Here is a 14472-nt window from a genome sequence, read left to right as displayed (position 1 = left end):
GTACTGCACCGGAACCGACGCCCCGTCGGCCACGCCGACCGGGCCGGCGCCGAGCGACGAATCACGTACGTTCGGCGAGCGCGGGCTCGCCGACGCCGCGATCGGGCACCACGAACCGATAGCCGACGTTGCGCACCGTACCGATCAACGACTCGTGCTCGGGCCCGAGTTTCGCCCGCAGTCGGCGCACGTGCACATCGACCGTGCGGGTGCCGCCGAAGTAGTCGTAACCCCATACCTCCTGCAACAACTGGGCCCGGGTGAACACCCGGCCCGGGTGCTGCGCGAGGTACTTGATCAGTTCGAACTCCTTGAAGGTCAGGTCCAGCACCCGCCCGCGCAGCTTCGCGCTGTAGGTGGCCTCGTCGATGCTCAGGTCGCCGTTGCGGATCTCGGTGGGTTCGTCCTCGCCCCCCTGCGCCGCCTGGAGCCGGCCGATCGCCAGCCGCAGTCGGGCCTCGACCTCGGCGGGCCCGGCGGTGTCCAGCAGCACGTCGTCCACGCCCCAGTCCGCGGTCAGCGCGGCCAGCCCACCCTCGGTGGCCACCAGCACCAGCGGGGCCCCGACCCCGGTGGTCCGCAACACCCGACACAGACTGCGCACCTGGGGGAGGTCACGCCGACCGTCGACCAGGATGACGTCCGCGGCCGGCGCGTCGACCAGCGCGGACGCCTCGGCCGGGGCCACGCGTACCTGGTGCAGCAGCAGACCGAGCGCGGGCAGCACCTCGGCCGACGGCTGGAGCGCGTTCGTGAGCAGCAGCAGTGCACTCAACGGGACACCTCCCAAAAGCAGGCACAAAACACGAAAGGACCCGGGGCATCGTCGCCCGGATCCTTCATTGGTCGCCGGCTCGTCCGATTCCGTAACCCGTCGGGAACCACTTCTGGGGTCCGTGGGGTGTGCCCGTCATCGGAGGTGAACCTGCGGGGCCAGGATAGCGAACATGTCTCGTAGGAACCGACCTACCCGGGAATCTTCCCGCACTGCGGACACCCGCGACCCCACCTTTCACCGGAATGCCACACCCCACTCGACCCGCGGATCGGCGCGCGACAAGCCCGGGGACCCGATTTCCGGCACTCGCGGGTTCACCGGTTCGTGGCGCGGGCGGAGCGCGGCGTGGGTGTCGTTGCGAAGGCGTCATCATGGATGCTGCACAACTTCGGGGCCGTCGGCGTCGGAGGTTGCGACGCGGACACGGACACACGGGAGGGCGCGCGATGGCGGTCGGCACCATGCGGTACTGGGCCGCGGCGAAGGAAGCCGCAGGCACGGCCGAGGAGCCGTACGACGCGGCCACCCTCGCCGAGGCGCTGCGACGCGCCCGTGAGCGGCACGGCGAGTCGGTCCGCTTCGGCGCGGTCGTCGCGAACTGCTCGTTCGTCGTGGACGGCGACCCGGTCGGGCGGCGCGACCACACGGCGATCACCCTGACCGAGGGCGGCACCGTCGAGGTCCTGCCTCCCTTCGCCGGCGGATGAGCGGCCGGCGCGGGCGCCCGACCGGCGACCGATACGAGGAACCGGGCGGCTACGACCCCGCCGCGCACCCCGGCGAGCCCGCGTTCGACCCGGGCCTGCCGGGCCCGGGCCACGGCGGCGAGCAGGCGTTCGCGGCGCCCGGCGAGTACTACGGCCAGTCGTACGGCACACCCGCCCCCGAGGCGTACGACGGGCAGCTCGGCGGCTACGTCGAGCCCGGGCAGTACGCGCAGCCGGGCGAGCACGGCTCGTACGGCTATCCGGCGGCCTACCCGGCGCAAGGCCCTCCGCACGAGGGCTACCCCCGGGACGGCCACCCACAGGACGGCTACACACAGGACGGTTACGGCGGGCAGTCCTATCCGCACGAGGGCTATCCGCAGGACTCCTACGCGCAGGCCCCGCAGGAGTACGCCGAACCCGTCTCGAGCACGCCCCCCGGCGGGTACGGCTATCCGGACGCCACCGCGATGTCGCCCGCGCTCGTCGAGCCCGGGTCGGACGGTTACGGCTCGGCCTACCCGGACCAGGCGGACCAGGGCGGCGCGACGAGTGTGCTGCCGGCCATCGTCGAGCCGATTCCCGGGACCGGGCCGGATTCGTACGGCGGGTATCGAGCCGAGGACGACCACCTGCGCGACGAGGCGGTCGAGCACACCGCGTTCGACCACGAGCGCGACCATCCCGACTTCGACCCCGACTTCGATCCCGACCACCCGATCGACGCGCCCGCCGGGTACGACGCTCCCGCCGCCTCCGGGCGCCGCCTCGCGCGGGTGCCGGCCCAGCGCACCGGCGAGGCGCCCGCGCGCTCGGCCCGGACGCCGATCTGGGATCCGCCGGGCCTGTTGCCCGGACTGTGCACGGTCGGCCTGGCCGGCGTCCTGGCGGTGACCGCGATCGCCGGCAAGCCGGCCCTCGCGCTGGGCGTCGTGTTCCTGCAGGTGCTCACCGCCGCCGGGTGGTTTCGGCTCAACGGCATGTGGCCCGCGCGGCAGGGCATCGCGCTGGTGGTGCTCGCCGCCCTGGCCACCGACGTCGCGGTCTACGCCAAGGGTGAGCAGGGCCTGGCGAGCGTGCCCGCCGTGCTCGCCGGGACGTTGCTGGTGATGCTCGCGCTCCAGGCGCGCGGTGGCGCCCGGCCGGGCGAGTTGTTGCCCGCGCTCACGGTGACCACGTCCGCCGCGTTGATCACCGCGTTCGACGTCGCCTACCTGGTCGCGGGCGAACTGCACGGCGGGCCGATCGACGCGGGCACGGCCGTGGTGGCCGCGGTGTTCGCCGCCGGTGTCGCCACACTGGTGCGGGCGATGCCACTGCCGCCGGCCGTCGCACCGATCCCGTCCTGGCTGCTCGGCACCGGGGCCGGCGCGATCGTGGCGATCAAGCTCGGCGGCGACACGCAGTACGCCGTACTGCTCGGTGCCGCGGCCGCGGCGCTCGGGCTGCTCGGCCGGCGGGTCGCCGGCTACGACCATCCGTCCAGGTTCGTTCACTTCACCGCCGGAGTGTCCCTGCCCCTCGCACTCGCCGCTCCGGCCGCGTATTTGCTGGGCAGGGTCATGATCGGCTGATTATCCGTACGGCGGCGGCTCCGCCACGGGAGGATGCGGCCATGCCGTGGATACACCGCCGGTCCCGTCCCGGGAGCCGGGATGAACCGCCGGACCCGCCCACCCGTGCAGAGGGTGTGCAACAACGTTCGGAACTGCTCGGCGTCCAGGCCCAGGCGGATCCGGCGGCGGCCCGGGCCTTCCTGGCCCGGCCCCCCGCCGGGGACGCGCGGCCCGCCGCCGATCCACTGCACTCCGCCTCGCGAATATCGACCGCCGACGAAGCGGTCATCCGCACGCTCTACCTCGAGCACGGCGGCCCGCTGCTGGGTTTCGCGTTGCGCCTGACCGGCGGCGACCGGGCCTGGGCCGAGGACGTGGTCCAGGAGACGCTGCTGCGGGCCTGGCGGCACCCCGAGGCGCTGGACCCCACCAGGGGCTCGGTGCGGGGCTGGTTGTGCACCGTGGCCCGCAACGTGGTGATCGACGTCGGCCGCGCCCGACGGGCCCGACCGCCCGAGACCGGCGACGCGGTGCTGGCGACGGTGGCGGACGAGGGCGCCGAGGCCGAGTTCGACCGGGCCGTGCTCGCGTGGGACGTCGCCGACGCGATGGCCGCGCTGAGCCCCGAGCATCGTGCCGTGCTGCTGGAGACCTACTACCGGGGCAGTTCGGTGGCCGACGCGGCCAAGACGCTGGGCGTGCCCGAGGGCACGGTCAAATCGCGGACGTACTACGCGCTGCGAGCGCTGCGCGTGGCTCTGGAGGAAAGGGGGTTGGTCCCGTGACGGACACCGGGGACGAGAACGCGACGGCGAACGGCACCGCTCCCGACGCGCGGCCCGCGGGCCCGCCCGCCCGGCTGGGCTGTGCGGTGGCCCGCCTGGACCTCGGCGCGTTCGTGGTCGGCGCCCTCGCCGAGAACGAGGCCGCCCGGGTCCGCCAACACGTGGCCACCTGCCCGCGCTGCCGGGCCGAATACGAGGAACTCGCGGGCCTGCCCGCCCTGCTCGCCCGACTGACCGAGGCCGAGGCGCAGGCCAGCGGCGTGGCCGCGAACGGCGCCGCACCCGCACACGTGTTGTCCGCCGCGGCCCGGCAGGCGGATCGGCGCCGCCGGTCGCGCCATCTGGTGGCCGCCGCGGCGGCCGTGCTGATGGTGCTCGCCGGGTTCACCGGTTGGGCCCTCGGCGACACCTCGGACACCGGCGACCCGTTGGCCGCACCGCCGACCGCGTCCCCGGGTCGCCCGTCCGGGACGGCCGGCCCGGCCGGCACCGCGACGCCGCTGGGACAACCGCCCGGACAGCCGGGCGGCCGGATCGCCCGCGGCGGCGACCCGCGCTCGGGCATGGGCGCCGAGCTGCGCTACGCCGCGACCGCGTGGGGCAGCAGTGTGGATCTGTCCCTGTCCGGCATCCGGCCGGGGACCCGCTGCCAGTTGGACGTCTACGGCACCCGGGGCCGGGTGGAGACCGCGTCCTCGTGGGTGGTCCCGACCGGCGACTACGGACCCGGCGACCCGATTCGGGGCGCGACCAGCATCCCGGTCGGCGAGATCACCCGGTTCGCCGTCAAAACCGTCGGCGACGGCGAGCAACTGCTGGAGATTCCACCCGCACAACCCTGACAAATCGGCATTAATTGTCCGCCCATCTCAATGGGCGGACAATTTTGTCTCACATCCTGAGCCATGCATGACACGAGTGGCCTACCGTCCCTACGATCGATGGTGTGAAGCGACAGGCGGACGACCTCACCAAGCGGCGCGCAGTGGACCTGTGCCGCACGCAGACCTGCCTGTGTTGCGCTGACTGACTTGCCGACAGTCGTCGATCGGCGATCCGCCCGAGGCGGATCGCGACCGGCCGTCGGACCCGGGGCCCGAACCGCGTGACGACGCGGTGGAACGGGCACTCGGCCCTCGCGTAGCAACCACGGACACACCCACACCCCCGCCTGCCGCGGCGCCGCGGCACGCCCGGGTGTACCCCGAGACCGCGTACCGCCACATCCGCGGCAATCCCGCGCACTCTGCACCGGAGGTATCCCCATGAGCCGCTCCGACGTTCTGGTAGACGCCGACTGGGTCCAGGCCCGCCTGGACGACCCGAAGGTCGTCCTCGTCGAGGTCGACGAGGACACCAGCGCCTACGTCAAGAACCACATCCGCGGCGCGGTGCGCATCGACTGGCGCGACGACCTGCAGGACCCGGTCAAGCGCGACTTCGTCGACGAGGCCGGCTTCTCCGCGCTGCTGTCCGCCAAGGGCATCTCCAACGACGACACCGTCGTGCTCTACGGCGGCAACAACAACTGGTTCGCGTCCTACGCCTACTGGTACTTCAAGCTCTACGGCCACGGCGACGTCAAGCTGCTCGACGGCGGTCGCAAGAAGTGGGAGCTCGACTCGCGCGAGCTGGTCGTCGAGGTGCCCGAGCGCGCCGCGACGAACTACGTGGCCAAGGAGCAGGACACCTCGATCCGCGCCTGGCGCGACGACGTGCTCGCCGCGATCGGTTCGCTGAACCTGGTCGACGTGCGTTCGCCCGACGAGTTCTCCGGCAAGCTGCTCGCCCCGGCGCACCTGCCGCAGGAGCAGTCGCAGAAGGCCGGCCACGTGCCGACCGCGAAGAACATCCCGTGGTCGAAGGCCGCCAACGACGACGGCACCTTCAAGACCAACGAGGAACTCACCGCGCTGTACGAGGGCGAGGGCGTGGACCTGGCGAAGGACACCATCGCCTACTGCCGGATCGGCGAGCGCTCCGCGCACACCTGGTTCGTCCTGCACGAGCTGCTGGAGCAGGGCAACGTCCGCAACTACGACGGCTCGTGGACCGAGTACGGCGCGCTGGTCGGCGTGCCGATCGAGCTCGGCGACGGCAAGTGAGCGTCGGCTACCCCACCTACCCGACTTCAGGGAGCAAGAACGATGTGCGGTGCGAAGGCCGGCGGCCCGGATCTGGCAGGAGTTGACGTGGCGAAGGAAACCATCATCCAGGGGGCGGTGACCAAGGGCGGGCAGCCGATCAACGGCTACGTGCGCCTGCTCGACGCGGGCGGCGACTTCACCGCCGAGGTGCCCACGTCCGCGACCGGCCAGTTCCGGTTCTTCGCGGCGCCGGGCAACTGGACCGTGCGGGCACTCGTGCCCGGCGCGACCGTGGACCGCAGCGTCGTGGTGTCCGAGAAGGGCACCGTCGCCGAGGTCGAGATCGCGGTCTGACCCCGACCGGGCGGGACTCCTTCGGACGTACACCCATGGATCCCGTGGCCGATCGGCGGAAAAACGGCTCCACCCCTCCCCACGTGCTCGGGGGAGGGGTGGAGTCCGTTCGGGGTGTGTGCCCGGGGTCGCAAGGGCAGAAAGGTTTCCGTATCTTCGGTGGATCTGCCGGGGGGCAGAACCTTCGGAGTGCGGGGACACCGACGGCAACGCGCGACGCCGGGAGGCAACACGTGGCATGGGTGATCGTGATCATCGCGGGAGTCCTGGAGACCGGCTTCGCCATCATGCTCAAACAAAGCCACGGATTCACCCGGTTGTGGCCCACGATCGGCTTCGCGGTCTGTGCGCTGGGCAGCTTCGGGCTGCTCACCTACGCGCTCAAGTCGCTGGAGGTCGGCCCCGCGTACGCGGTGTGGACCGGAATCGGCGCGGCGGGCACCGCGCTCGTGGGCATCTGGCTCCTGAACGAGGGCTCCTCGCCGCTCAAGCTGATCTCGATCGGCCTGGTCCTGCTCGGCGTGATCGGCCTGAACATCTCCGGGATCAGCCACTGACCCCCGGTCCGCCCCGGCGAACGCTCAGTAGACCAGCGCCTGGGCGCCGTCCGCGAGCGCTTCCTGGACGAACACCTGGGCACCGGCGATCCGGATCCCGGGCAGTACGTCGTCGCCGGTGATCTCCCGGCGTGCCGCGCACTGCGTGCACAGGGTCACCCGCCCGCCCGCGATCAGCGCGTCGAGCAGATCCGGCAGCGGCGCGGCATGCGGCAGTTCGAACTCGGCGGCGCGCCCGGGCAGCGCGAACCAGGACGACTCGCCGGTGAGCCACAGCGATACGTCCACGCCCGACGCGAGCGCCACCGACGCCACCGTGAACGCCTGGGAGCAACGCTCCGGCGCGTCCTGACCTGCGGTGACCTTGACCACGAGAGATCGCTTCACGGCCCGCAGCCTATACACTGAGGCCGTTTGGCACCCGGCCAGGTCGACCTGGCCCACCGCGTACGAAGCATGAGGAGCACCCGGGCGATGCACATCTTCTTCATTGCCATGATGGCCTTGGTCGGCGTCCTCGTCGCGTGGTTCGCCGCGCTGACCGTGTCCAAGCTGTACAAGGGCCAGAACTGAGCGCGGGCCCGGTAGGCTGATCCGCCGTACCCGACCCCGGAAGCGGCTGCCCCACCATGATCGAAATCCCGGACGACCTGCACTTCGACGCCGTCCCGCTCGCGTTCCTGCTCGGCACCTGGGAAGGCGCCGGTGTCGGCGACTACCCGACCATCGAGGCGTTCCGCTTCGGCCAGCAGGTCACCTTCGGCTACATCGCGAACAAGCCGTTCCTCACCTACACGTCGCGCACCTGGCTGCTCGACGACGCGGGTGAGCGGGTGCGTCCGCTGGCCACCGAGACCGGCTTCTGGCGCTCGAAGCTGGACGGCTCGATCGACGTGACGCTCGCCCACCCCACCGGGATCGTGGAGATCTGGCTCGGCAAGGTGGACGGCCCGCGGCTGGAGATGCGCACCGACGTGGTCGCGCGCACCGCGGACGCGAAGGAGTACACCGCCGGACACCGGCTGTACGGCCTGGTCAAGGGCGAGTTGATGTACGCGTACGACATGGCCGCCATGGGCCGGCCGCTCCAGGCCCACGTCTCCGCCCAGCTCAAGCGCGTCGACGCGGACCTCGCGGCCGAATAACGCACGAGCGCGCCGAACCGGACGCGACCGCGCGCGGTCGCCCGGAGGCCGGTCCACACTCGTAAACTTCCGTGCGTGAGCACTGACTGGAAGCACGAACTTCGGGAGAAGGGCTACCGGCTCACGCCGCAGCGCCAACTCGTCCTCGAAGCGGTGAACACCCTGGGCCACGCGACGCCGGACGAGATCCTGGTCGAGGTGCACAAGACCGCCGGCGGGATCAACATCTCGACGGTCTACCGCACCCTCGAACTGCTCGAACAGCTCGACCTCGTCACCCACACCCACCTGGGCCACGGCGCGCCGACCTACCATCCGGCGGACGTCGGCGGCCATCTGCACCTGGTCTGTCGAGACTGTCGGCGGGTGATCGAGGTGGGCACCGAGGTCGCCGCCGCGATGGGCGAGCGGCTGCGCGCCGAGCACGGGTTCGACATCGACCTCGCGCACTTCGCGATCTTCGGCCGCTGCGCCGAGTGCACCGCCGCCCGGGTTCCCTGAGGCTGCGGCAACCGCGCCGGCCGGCCGGTCTCGTACTGTGGGGGTATGCCCACGAGTCCTTTGTTGTCCCTGCCCGGCGCGGTCGCCGCGGAAGCCCCCGACGCCGGCGTCGCCGCGCACTACGGCGACCCCCTGCGCGAACAACGTCGGCTGGAGGCCGGCGAGGGCTTCGTCGACCTCTCGCACCGTGACGTGATCAGGGTGAGCGGTCCGGACCGGCTGAGCTGGTTGCACTCGCTGACCACGCAGCACCTGACCGGGCTCAAGCCGCACGAGGCGACGCTGACGCTCGTGCTGAGCCCGCACGGACACATCGAGCACGCGCTGTACGGCGTGGACGACGGCGAGGCGTTCCTGGCCCACCTGGAGCCCGGCGAGGCACCGGCCCTGGTCGAGTTCCTGGACCGGATGCGCTTCATGTTGCGGGTCGAGGTCGCGGACGTGTCCGCCGATTTCGCGATCGTGCACGAGGCGGGCGACGGCGGCGACCCGCCCAAGGACGTGGCGGTGCGCGACACCGGGTACGGGCGCGAGCTGTTCCTGCCTCGCGAGCGACTGGAGCGGTACGGGCGCGAGCACCCGAACCCGGCCGGCATGTGGGCCTACGAGGCGCTGCGGATCGCCGCGCACCGGCCTCGGCTGGGCCTGGAGACCGACCACCGCACGATCGTGCACGAGCTGGGCCTGATCGACACCGCGGTGCACCTGGACAAGGGCTGCTACCGCGGCCAGGAAACGGTCGCGCGGGTGCACAACCTGGGTCGACCGCCGCGCCGGCTGGTCTTCCTGCACCTGGACGGCACCCCGGAGAAGCTGCCCGAGCACGGCGCACCGGTCGAACTGGCGGGCCGGCAGGTCGGCTTCGTCACCAGCGCGGTGCGCCATCACGAACTCGGCCCGATCGCGCTGGCGCTGATCAAGCGCAACACCGCGGTGGACGCCGAACTCCTGGCCGGCGGGGTGCCGGCGACCCAGGAGATCGTGGTCCCCGCGTGACCCCGGGGCTCGCGGGTCGGTTCGTCCCGGCCCCGGGCCGAATCCCGGACCCGCTCTAGCGGATCTCGCGGCGGCGGATGCGGTGCAGGCGCCGCCGCTGCGAGCGGTCCAGGGTGAAGTAGGCGACGACCGGCAGGCCGATCGCGACCGCCACGATGGTCCAGGCGATCCACGAAGGCAGCACGATCAGCGCGATGATGGCGACGACGATCCCGGCCGCGATGTACGGCCCGCGGTGCGACATGGTCCAACCCCTTCGGTCGGTGTACCCGACGCCCATTCTCCTTCCCCGTTCGCCCGGGGAACATGGGGAGAACCCCCGGAACCGGTGAATCCCGGCGTGTCTGGGCGTGTTCTCGAACCCACGCGTCACATGTCCACGACGAGGGTCATCGGGCCGTCGTTGACGAGGGCGACCTTCATGTCGGCGCCGAACACGCCGGTGGCCACGTCGGCACCGAGCGCGCGCAGCGCGGCGACCACCTCGGCCACCAGGGGTTCGGCGACCGGCCCCGGCGCGGCCTCGTTCCAGGTGGGTCGGCGACCCTTGCGGGCGTCGCCGTACAGGGTGAACTGGCTGATCACCAGCAGCGGCGCGGACAGGTCCGAGCAGGACTTCTCGCCGTCCAGGACGCGCAGGCTCCACAACTTGGCGGCCAGCCGGCGGGCGATCTCGGGGGTGTCGGTGTGCGTGACGCCGACCAGGACACACAGCCCGGGGCCCACGATCGAGCCGACCACCTCCCCCTCGACGGTCACGGATGCTTCGGTCACGACCTGCAGGACGGCACGCATGGCCCCATTCTGCACACCCGTCCGGACCCCCTTCCCCCGCATTGGCACGCGGTGGTCTGTCCGACATGACACGATGCGTCTCATGGTGGATCTTCCCGACGGAGTGGCCCCGGAGGCCATCCGCGCACTCACGCTGAGTCGGGTTCGCGAACTCATGCGGGACGCCCAGCGCGAGGAGAACGATCTGTCCTATCTGCGGAGACTGCTCCAGGGCCGGATCGACATCCTGCGTGCGGAGCTGGCCCGTCGGTCCGGCCGGGACGGCGCCGAGCCGACCTCGCCGGTGGTGGGCAGGCTGCCCGAGATCCTGTCCGAGTCCAGACCGCCCACCCGCGGCGCGCGACACGTCAACGTCCAGCCGCCGCGCACCGATCGCTACCGGAGCTGGATCGAGCAACTGCTCGCCGACGTGGGCCTGTCCGACCTGGCCGCGCACACCGACGCGGAGCTGGGCGAGGCGTTGGACAAGCTCGGCACCCACGAGCAGGAGGTGTCCTCGCGTCGGCATCGCCTGCAGCGCACCGCCGACGACTGCGCCGCCGAGATCACGCGTCGCTACCGCGAGGGCGAGGCGAAGGTGGAAGACCTGCTGTCGGGCCGATGAGCCCTTCGGCGCGGGACACGCCTCGGCGAGGCATACGACTGCAAGCAGGGTGCTTGCAATAGCAAGCACGGTGTGTGCATGCTGGGGCCATGGCTGGTCTGAACGTCGGCTCGCTGGGTGAGTACATCCGGGAGCAACGCCGCAACGCGCAATATTCGCTTCGGCAACTCGCCGAGGCGGCCGGGGTTTCGAACCCCTATCTGAGTCAGATCGAGCGTGGTTTGCGGCGGCCGAGCGCGGAGATTCTGCAACAGATCGCCAAGGCGCTTCGGATCTCGGCCGAGACGCTCTACGTACAGGCGGGCATCCTCGACGAACGCGAGGAGGGTGACCGTGAGGTGCGCACCGCGATCATGGCGGACCCGGCGATCAACGACCGGCAGAAGCGGGTCCTCATCGAGATCTACGAGGCATTCCGCAAGGAGAACGCACAGGACGGCGCCGTGCGGGACGAACCGGGCGCCGCCGACGAAACCGAGAACGGCAGGGCCGGCCGGGCCACCACCGACACCTCGATCTCCAGCAGTTAGGAACCGAACACCATGGCAATCGCCACGGATCTGAAGAAGACCTTGACCGACAGCACCCCGCTGTACGCCGTCGCCGGTGCCGGCGACCTGATGGTGGAGAAGCTGCGGGAGCTGCCCGACCGCTTCCGAGCCGAGGTCACCACCGACCCCAAGGTGCTGCGCGAGCGCCTCCAGACGCTGCCCGACCGCACCCAGACCTTCGCCAAGTCCCAGGTGGACCGGGCCAAGGAGCTCTACGGCGACCTGGCGGCCCGCGGCGAGAAACTGGTCAAGCGGGTCGACCGGCAGGAGAGCACCAAGCAGGCCAAGGCGGCCGTGCGCACCACCGAGAGCAAGGCCAAGGGCACCACGACCGCGGCCAAGCGCGGCGTCGCCAACGCCCGGACCCAGGCGAAGTCCGCCGCCACCGCCGCCGGCAAGGCCGCGGGCGCCGCGGCGGACGCCGTCGAGCAGGCCGCCCGCAAGGTCGGCGACTCCGCCGGCAAGCCGGCCGCCGGCGCGAACGCCTGACCCCGGGCACACCGATCCACCGGGTGCCGCCTCGGCAACCCCCGAGGTGGCACCCGACGTGCCAGACTGGAATCCCGCACGACGTGGCGGCACCCGGCGGCCGCGCAGAGGAGGACCGATGGAACTGGCCATGGCCGATGGTCTGCTGACGGCCAAGTTCGACCAGGTGCTCACCTGGCTCTTCCTCGGCATCCTGCTGCTCAAGGTGTTCTGCCTGTTCGACGCCGCCTTCCGGCGCGAGGACGCGTACCGCGCCGCGGACAAGAAGAAGAAGTCCTTCTGGCTGATCGTGCTCGGCATCGCGGTCGTGGTCGACGTGCTGCCCATCGGTCTGGGGCTGATCCTGATGCTCGCCGGCCTGGTCGCGGCGATCGTCTACCTCGTCGACGTGCGGCCCGCGCTCAAGGACGTCGCCGGCCGTCGCGGTGGCGGGCGCAACATGGGACCGTACGGCCCCTGGTGACCCGCCCCGGCGCGCTCAGCGGGTCGGCAGCTTGACCACCGAGACGAAGAACTCGTCGATGTGCCGCACCACGTTGATGAACTGCTCGAAGTCCACCGGCTTGGTGACATAGGCGTTCGCGTGCAGGTGGTAGCTGCGCAGCACGTCCTCCTCGGCCTCGGACGTGGTCAACACGACCACCGGGATCCGGCGCAGGTCCTCGTCCGCCTTGATCTCCTCCAGCACCTCCCGGCCGTCCTTGCGCGGCAGGTTGAGGTCCAACAGGATCAGGTCCGGGCGCGGCGCGTCGGCGTACTCGCCCTCGCGTCGCAGGAACGCCACCGCCTCGACCCCGTCGCTGACCACGTGCAGCGAATTGCGGACCTTGTTGTCCTCGAACGCCTCGCGCGTCATCAGCACGTCGCCCGGGTCGTCCTCGACCAACAAGACCTCGATGGCTCCCGCGACGGGGTGGGTCATGCGTTGCTCCCTCGTACCGCTTCTTCTTCCGCCGGTCCCTGGGACTGCGGTTCGGACGTGTTCGGTTGCGAATCCCGGCTGCGCTCCGGTACCTCCGGGGCCGGGGCCAATACGCGCGGCCCCGGGGGTGCATCGGGCGGCGGGCCGGGCAGGGTCCAGCGGATCGTGGTGCCGTCGGTGCCCTCGGCGTCCAGCCAGATCCGGCCACCGTGATACTCGACGATCTTCTTGCACATCGCCAGGCCGATGCCGGTGCCACCGTAGGCGTCCTTGGGGTGCAACCGCTGGAAGATCACGAAGATGCGCTCGGCGTACTGCGGTTCGATCCCGATGCCGTTGTCGACGCAGGAGAACTCCCACTGCTCGCCGTCCCAACGGGCGCCCAGATGTACGCGCGGCGCGTCCTCGGCGTGGAACTTGATCGCGTTGCCGACCAGGTTCTGGACCAACTGGCCCAGCAGCAGCCCGTCGCCCGGCACCGTGGGCAGCGGGTCCGCGGTGATCCGCGCGTCGCTCTCCTCGCGTGCGACGGCCAGCGCCTGCAACGCGTGCTCCAGGCACTCCCGCAGGTCGACGTCGCCCTGCTCGGTGTCCAACCGGCCCACCCGGGAGAACGCGAGCAGGTCGTTGATCAGCGTCTGCATGCGCTTGGCGCCGTCCACCGCGAAGGCGATGTACTGGTCGGCGCGTTCGTCCAGTTGGCCTCGGTAGCGCTTCTCCAGGAGCTGGCAGAAGCTGGCCACCTTGCGCAGCGGTTCCTGCAGGTCGTGCGAGGCGACATAGGCGAACTGCTCCAACTCCGCGTTGGAGCGGCGCAGATCCTCCGCCTGCTCGTCGATCAGCACCCGGGCCGCCTCGGTGCTGTGCAACTCCTCCACGATGCGTTCGCGCATCGAGTTCACGTCGTGGGCCAGGTCGATGATCTCGGCCGGGCCCCGGCCGGTCAGCGCCTGGCCGTACCGACCCTCGGTGACCTGGCGGACCTGCTCGCCCAGATGTTCCAGCGGCCGGGTGACCATGCGCCGGAACAGCAGCGCTATCAGCACCACCAGCCCGGCGAACAGCGTCGCCACGGTGATCAGCGTCGCGGTCAACATGGTCGCGTCGTCGGAGAGTTCGTCCCGGGCCTGGGCCCGCTCGCGGCCCAGGTCGGCCTGCTGGGCGGCGGTCGCCTCGCGCACCGCGTCGAACAGGGCCTTGCCCTGATCCGGCGACGAGCCCGCGGCGGTGGCGGTGCGGTTGGCGACGACCGGTTCCGCGTAGGCCGCACGCCAGGCCCCGGCCCGGGCCTTGACCTCGGCCAGGTCGGCGCGCAACCGCTCTCCCTCGGCCGAGTTCGGCAGCAGCCGCTCCAGGCTCGCGTACGCCCGGTCCTCCTCGACCCGGGCCTGCGTGTACGGCTCGCGGAAGCTCGGGTCGCCGCTGATGATCCAGCCCCGGACGCCGGTCTCCTGGTCGATCAGCGCGTTCTCCAGCCGCAGCGCGGCGTTGGCGGCCGGTTCCAGGCGGTCGAGCACGGTGTGCCGCGAGTCGTTCAACCGGGATATCGCCAGCGCGCCCACCACTGCGGAGATCACGATCACCAGCGCGAGCAGGCCCAGGCCCAGGCCGACGACCTGGCGCATGCGTGGTCCGCCCTGGCGCC

The 14472-nt window shown here is 71.3% G+C and carries 21 protein-coding genes; 15 read left to right on the top strand and 6 right to left on the bottom strand.

Annotation, left to right across the window (positions count from 1 at the left end; translation table 11 throughout):
• Positions 1-61: 61 nt before the first annotated feature.
• Positions 62-775 carry a winged helix-turn-helix domain-containing protein gene (locus ACH4U8_RS35650; protein ID WP_379988297.1) on the bottom strand — a complete coding sequence of 238 codons (714 nt, stop codon included), beginning with the start codon at positions 773-775 and terminating at the stop codon, positions 62-64.
• Between the two features lie 449 nt (positions 776-1224).
• On the opposite strand from ACH4U8_RS35650, the gene ACH4U8_RS35645 reads away from it, so the two are divergent.
• From ACH4U8_RS35645 to ACH4U8_RS35610, 8 genes are all read left to right on the top strand, one after another.
• Complete coding sequence (locus ACH4U8_RS35645) at positions 1225-1485, top strand: MoaD/ThiS family protein (protein WP_360319288.1); 261 nt, start codon at positions 1225-1227, stop codon at positions 1483-1485.
• Positions 1482-3059, top strand: coding sequence for a hypothetical protein (locus ACH4U8_RS35640; RefSeq protein ID WP_395782500.1), 1578 nt, complete (start codon positions 1482-1484; stop codon positions 3057-3059). Before ACH4U8_RS35645 ends, ACH4U8_RS35640 begins: the two co-directional genes overlap by 4 nt.
• A gap of 116 nt (positions 3060-3175) precedes the next feature.
• Positions 3176-3826 carry a sigma-70 family RNA polymerase sigma factor gene (locus ACH4U8_RS35635; RefSeq protein ID WP_395782499.1) on the top strand — a complete coding sequence of 217 codons (651 nt, stop codon included), beginning with the start codon at positions 3176-3178 and terminating at the stop codon, positions 3824-3826.
• Complete coding sequence (locus ACH4U8_RS35630; RefSeq protein WP_395782498.1) at positions 3823-4668, top strand: anti-sigma factor family protein; 846 nt, start codon at positions 3823-3825, stop codon at positions 4666-4668. Before ACH4U8_RS35635 ends, ACH4U8_RS35630 begins: the two co-directional genes overlap by 4 nt.
• A 104-nt stretch (positions 4669-4772) precedes the next feature.
• Positions 4773-4856, top strand: a complete 84-nt coding sequence (locus tag ACH4U8_RS35625) for a putative leader peptide (protein ID WP_360319360.1) — start codon at positions 4773-4775, stop codon at positions 4854-4856.
• Between the two features lie 235 nt (positions 4857-5091).
• Positions 5092-5931, top strand: a complete 840-nt coding sequence (locus ACH4U8_RS35620) for a sulfurtransferase (protein ID WP_360319296.1) — start codon at positions 5092-5094, stop codon at positions 5929-5931.
• Between the two features lie 42 nt (positions 5932-5973).
• The gene (locus ACH4U8_RS35615) at positions 5974-6267 is read left to right on the top strand and encodes a DUF1416 domain-containing protein (protein WP_020552259.1); all 294 of its coding nucleotides are present in this window, start codon (positions 5974-5976) and stop codon (positions 6265-6267) included.
• Between the two features lie 233 nt (positions 6268-6500).
• Entirely contained in the window at positions 6501-6824 is a 324-nt protein-coding gene (locus ACH4U8_RS35610) for a multidrug efflux SMR transporter (RefSeq protein WP_360319298.1), read from the top strand.
• Positions 6825-6848: 24 nt separating this feature from the next.
• On the opposite strand, the gene ACH4U8_RS35605 is transcribed toward ACH4U8_RS35610, so the two are convergent.
• A complete protein-coding gene (locus tag ACH4U8_RS35605) occupies positions 6849-7211 on the bottom strand; it encodes a DsrE family protein (RefSeq protein WP_360319300.1) in 363 nt (120 codons plus the stop codon).
• Between the two features lie 242 nt (positions 7212-7453).
• On the opposite strand from ACH4U8_RS35605, the gene ACH4U8_RS35600 reads away from it, so the two are divergent.
• From ACH4U8_RS35600 to ACH4U8_RS35590, 3 genes are all read left to right on the top strand, one after another.
• Positions 7454-7969, top strand: coding sequence for an FABP family protein (locus ACH4U8_RS35600; protein WP_360319302.1), 516 nt, complete (start codon positions 7454-7456; stop codon positions 7967-7969).
• A gap of 75 nt (positions 7970-8044) precedes the next feature.
• Positions 8045-8470 carry a Fur family transcriptional regulator gene (locus ACH4U8_RS35595; RefSeq protein ID WP_360319304.1) on the top strand — a complete coding sequence of 142 codons (426 nt, stop codon included), beginning with the start codon at positions 8045-8047 and terminating at the stop codon, positions 8468-8470.
• Positions 8471-8515: 45 nt separating this feature from the next.
• Positions 8516-9466 (top strand): YgfZ/GcvT domain-containing protein, encoded by a 951-nt coding sequence (locus tag ACH4U8_RS35590; RefSeq protein ID WP_395782497.1) that lies wholly within the window; start codon positions 8516-8518, stop codon positions 9464-9466.
• A gap of 55 nt (positions 9467-9521) precedes the next feature.
• Here the strand turns inward: ACH4U8_RS35590 and ACH4U8_RS35585 are convergent, their stop codons facing one another.
• Together ACH4U8_RS35585 and dtd are read right to left on the bottom strand one after the other, a co-directional pair.
• Positions 9522-9710, bottom strand: coding sequence for a hypothetical protein (locus ACH4U8_RS35585; protein WP_078979320.1), 189 nt, complete (start codon positions 9708-9710; stop codon positions 9522-9524).
• Between the two features lie 125 nt (positions 9711-9835).
• A complete protein-coding gene (gene dtd, locus ACH4U8_RS35580; RefSeq protein WP_360319310.1) occupies positions 9836-10261 on the bottom strand; it encodes a D-aminoacyl-tRNA deacylase in 426 nt (141 codons plus the stop codon).
• An 82-nt stretch (positions 10262-10343) separates the two neighbouring features.
• On the opposite strand from dtd, the gene ACH4U8_RS35575 reads away from it, so the two are divergent.
• The 4 genes from ACH4U8_RS35575 to ACH4U8_RS35560 all read left to right on the top strand — a co-directional run bounded on the left by ACH4U8_RS35575 (position 10344) and on the right by ACH4U8_RS35560 (position 12368).
• The gene (locus ACH4U8_RS35575; RefSeq protein WP_360319312.1) at positions 10344-10865 is read left to right on the top strand and encodes an ABC transporter substrate-binding protein; all 522 of its coding nucleotides are present in this window, start codon (positions 10344-10346) and stop codon (positions 10863-10865) included.
• 89 nt (positions 10866-10954) lie between these two features.
• Positions 10955-11395: a helix-turn-helix transcriptional regulator gene (locus tag ACH4U8_RS35570; protein ID WP_360319314.1), complete on the top strand. Its 441-nt coding sequence runs from the start codon at positions 10955-10957 to the stop codon at positions 11393-11395.
• Positions 11396-11407: 12 nt separating this feature from the next.
• A complete protein-coding gene (locus ACH4U8_RS35565) occupies positions 11408-11905 on the top strand; it encodes a hypothetical protein (protein ID WP_360319316.1) in 498 nt (165 codons plus the stop codon).
• Positions 11906-12047: 142 nt separating this feature from the next.
• Positions 12048-12368 (top strand): DUF2516 family protein, encoded by a 321-nt coding sequence (locus ACH4U8_RS35560; protein ID WP_360319362.1) that lies wholly within the window; start codon positions 12048-12050, stop codon positions 12366-12368.
• Positions 12369-12383: 15 nt separating this feature from the next.
• Here the strand turns inward: ACH4U8_RS35560 and ACH4U8_RS35555 are convergent, their stop codons facing one another.
• Positions 12384-12827 carry a response regulator gene (locus ACH4U8_RS35555; RefSeq protein WP_360319318.1) on the bottom strand — a complete coding sequence of 148 codons (444 nt, stop codon included), beginning with the start codon at positions 12825-12827 and terminating at the stop codon, positions 12384-12386.
• Complete coding sequence (locus ACH4U8_RS35550; RefSeq protein WP_395782496.1) at positions 12824-14452, bottom strand: ATP-binding protein; 1629 nt, start codon at positions 14450-14452, stop codon at positions 12824-12826. The genes ACH4U8_RS35555 and ACH4U8_RS35550 overlap by 4 nt, the downstream gene beginning before the upstream one ends.
• Positions 14453-14472 lie beyond the last annotated feature (20 nt).

The organism is Embleya sp. NPDC020886 (genome assembly GCF_044333915.1).
Lineage (GTDB): Bacteria > Actinomycetota > Actinomycetes > Streptomycetales > Streptomycetaceae > Embleya.
This window is presented reverse-complemented; position numbering and strand designations above follow the sequence as displayed.

Bases quoted from the DNA above. Each gene is read 5' to 3' on its own strand.
- ACH4U8_RS35645 (WP_360319288.1), top strand. From the start codon at position 1,225: ATGGCGGTCGGCACCATGCGGTACTGGGCCGCGGCGAAGGAAGCCGCA.
- ACH4U8_RS35640 (WP_395782500.1), top strand. From the start codon at position 1,482: ATGAGCGGCCGGCGCGGGCGCCCGACCGGCGACCGATACGAGGAACCG.
- ACH4U8_RS35620 (WP_360319296.1), top strand. From the start codon at position 5,092: ATGAGCCGCTCCGACGTTCTGGTAGACGCCGACTGGGTCCAGGCCCGC.
- ACH4U8_RS35615 (WP_020552259.1), top strand. From the start codon at position 5,974: ATGTGCGGTGCGAAGGCCGGCGGCCCGGATCTGGCAGGAGTTGACGTG.
- ACH4U8_RS35600 (WP_360319302.1), top strand. From the start codon at position 7,454: ATGATCGAAATCCCGGACGACCTGCACTTCGACGCCGTCCCGCTCGCG.
- ACH4U8_RS35590 (WP_395782497.1), top strand. From the start codon at position 8,516: ATGCCCACGAGTCCTTTGTTGTCCCTGCCCGGCGCGGTCGCCGCGGAA.
- ACH4U8_RS35585 (WP_078979320.1), bottom strand. From the start codon at position 9,710: ATGTCGCACCGCGGGCCGTACATCGCGGCCGGGATCGTCGTCGCCATC.
- dtd (WP_360319310.1), bottom strand. From the start codon at position 10,261: ATGCGTGCCGTCCTGCAGGTCGTGACCGAAGCATCCGTGACCGTCGAG.
- ACH4U8_RS35575 (WP_360319312.1), top strand. From the start codon at position 10,344: ATGGTGGATCTTCCCGACGGAGTGGCCCCGGAGGCCATCCGCGCACTC.
- ACH4U8_RS35570 (WP_360319314.1), top strand. From the start codon at position 10,955: ATGGCTGGTCTGAACGTCGGCTCGCTGGGTGAGTACATCCGGGAGCAA.
- ACH4U8_RS35565 (WP_360319316.1), top strand. From the start codon at position 11,408: ATGGCAATCGCCACGGATCTGAAGAAGACCTTGACCGACAGCACCCCG.
- ACH4U8_RS35555 (WP_360319318.1), bottom strand. From the start codon at position 12,827: ATGACCCACCCCGTCGCGGGAGCCATCGAGGTCTTGTTGGTCGAGGAC.
- ACH4U8_RS35550 (WP_395782496.1), bottom strand. From the start codon at position 14,452: ATGCGCCAGGTCGTCGGCCTGGGCCTGGGCCTGCTCGCGCTGGTGATC.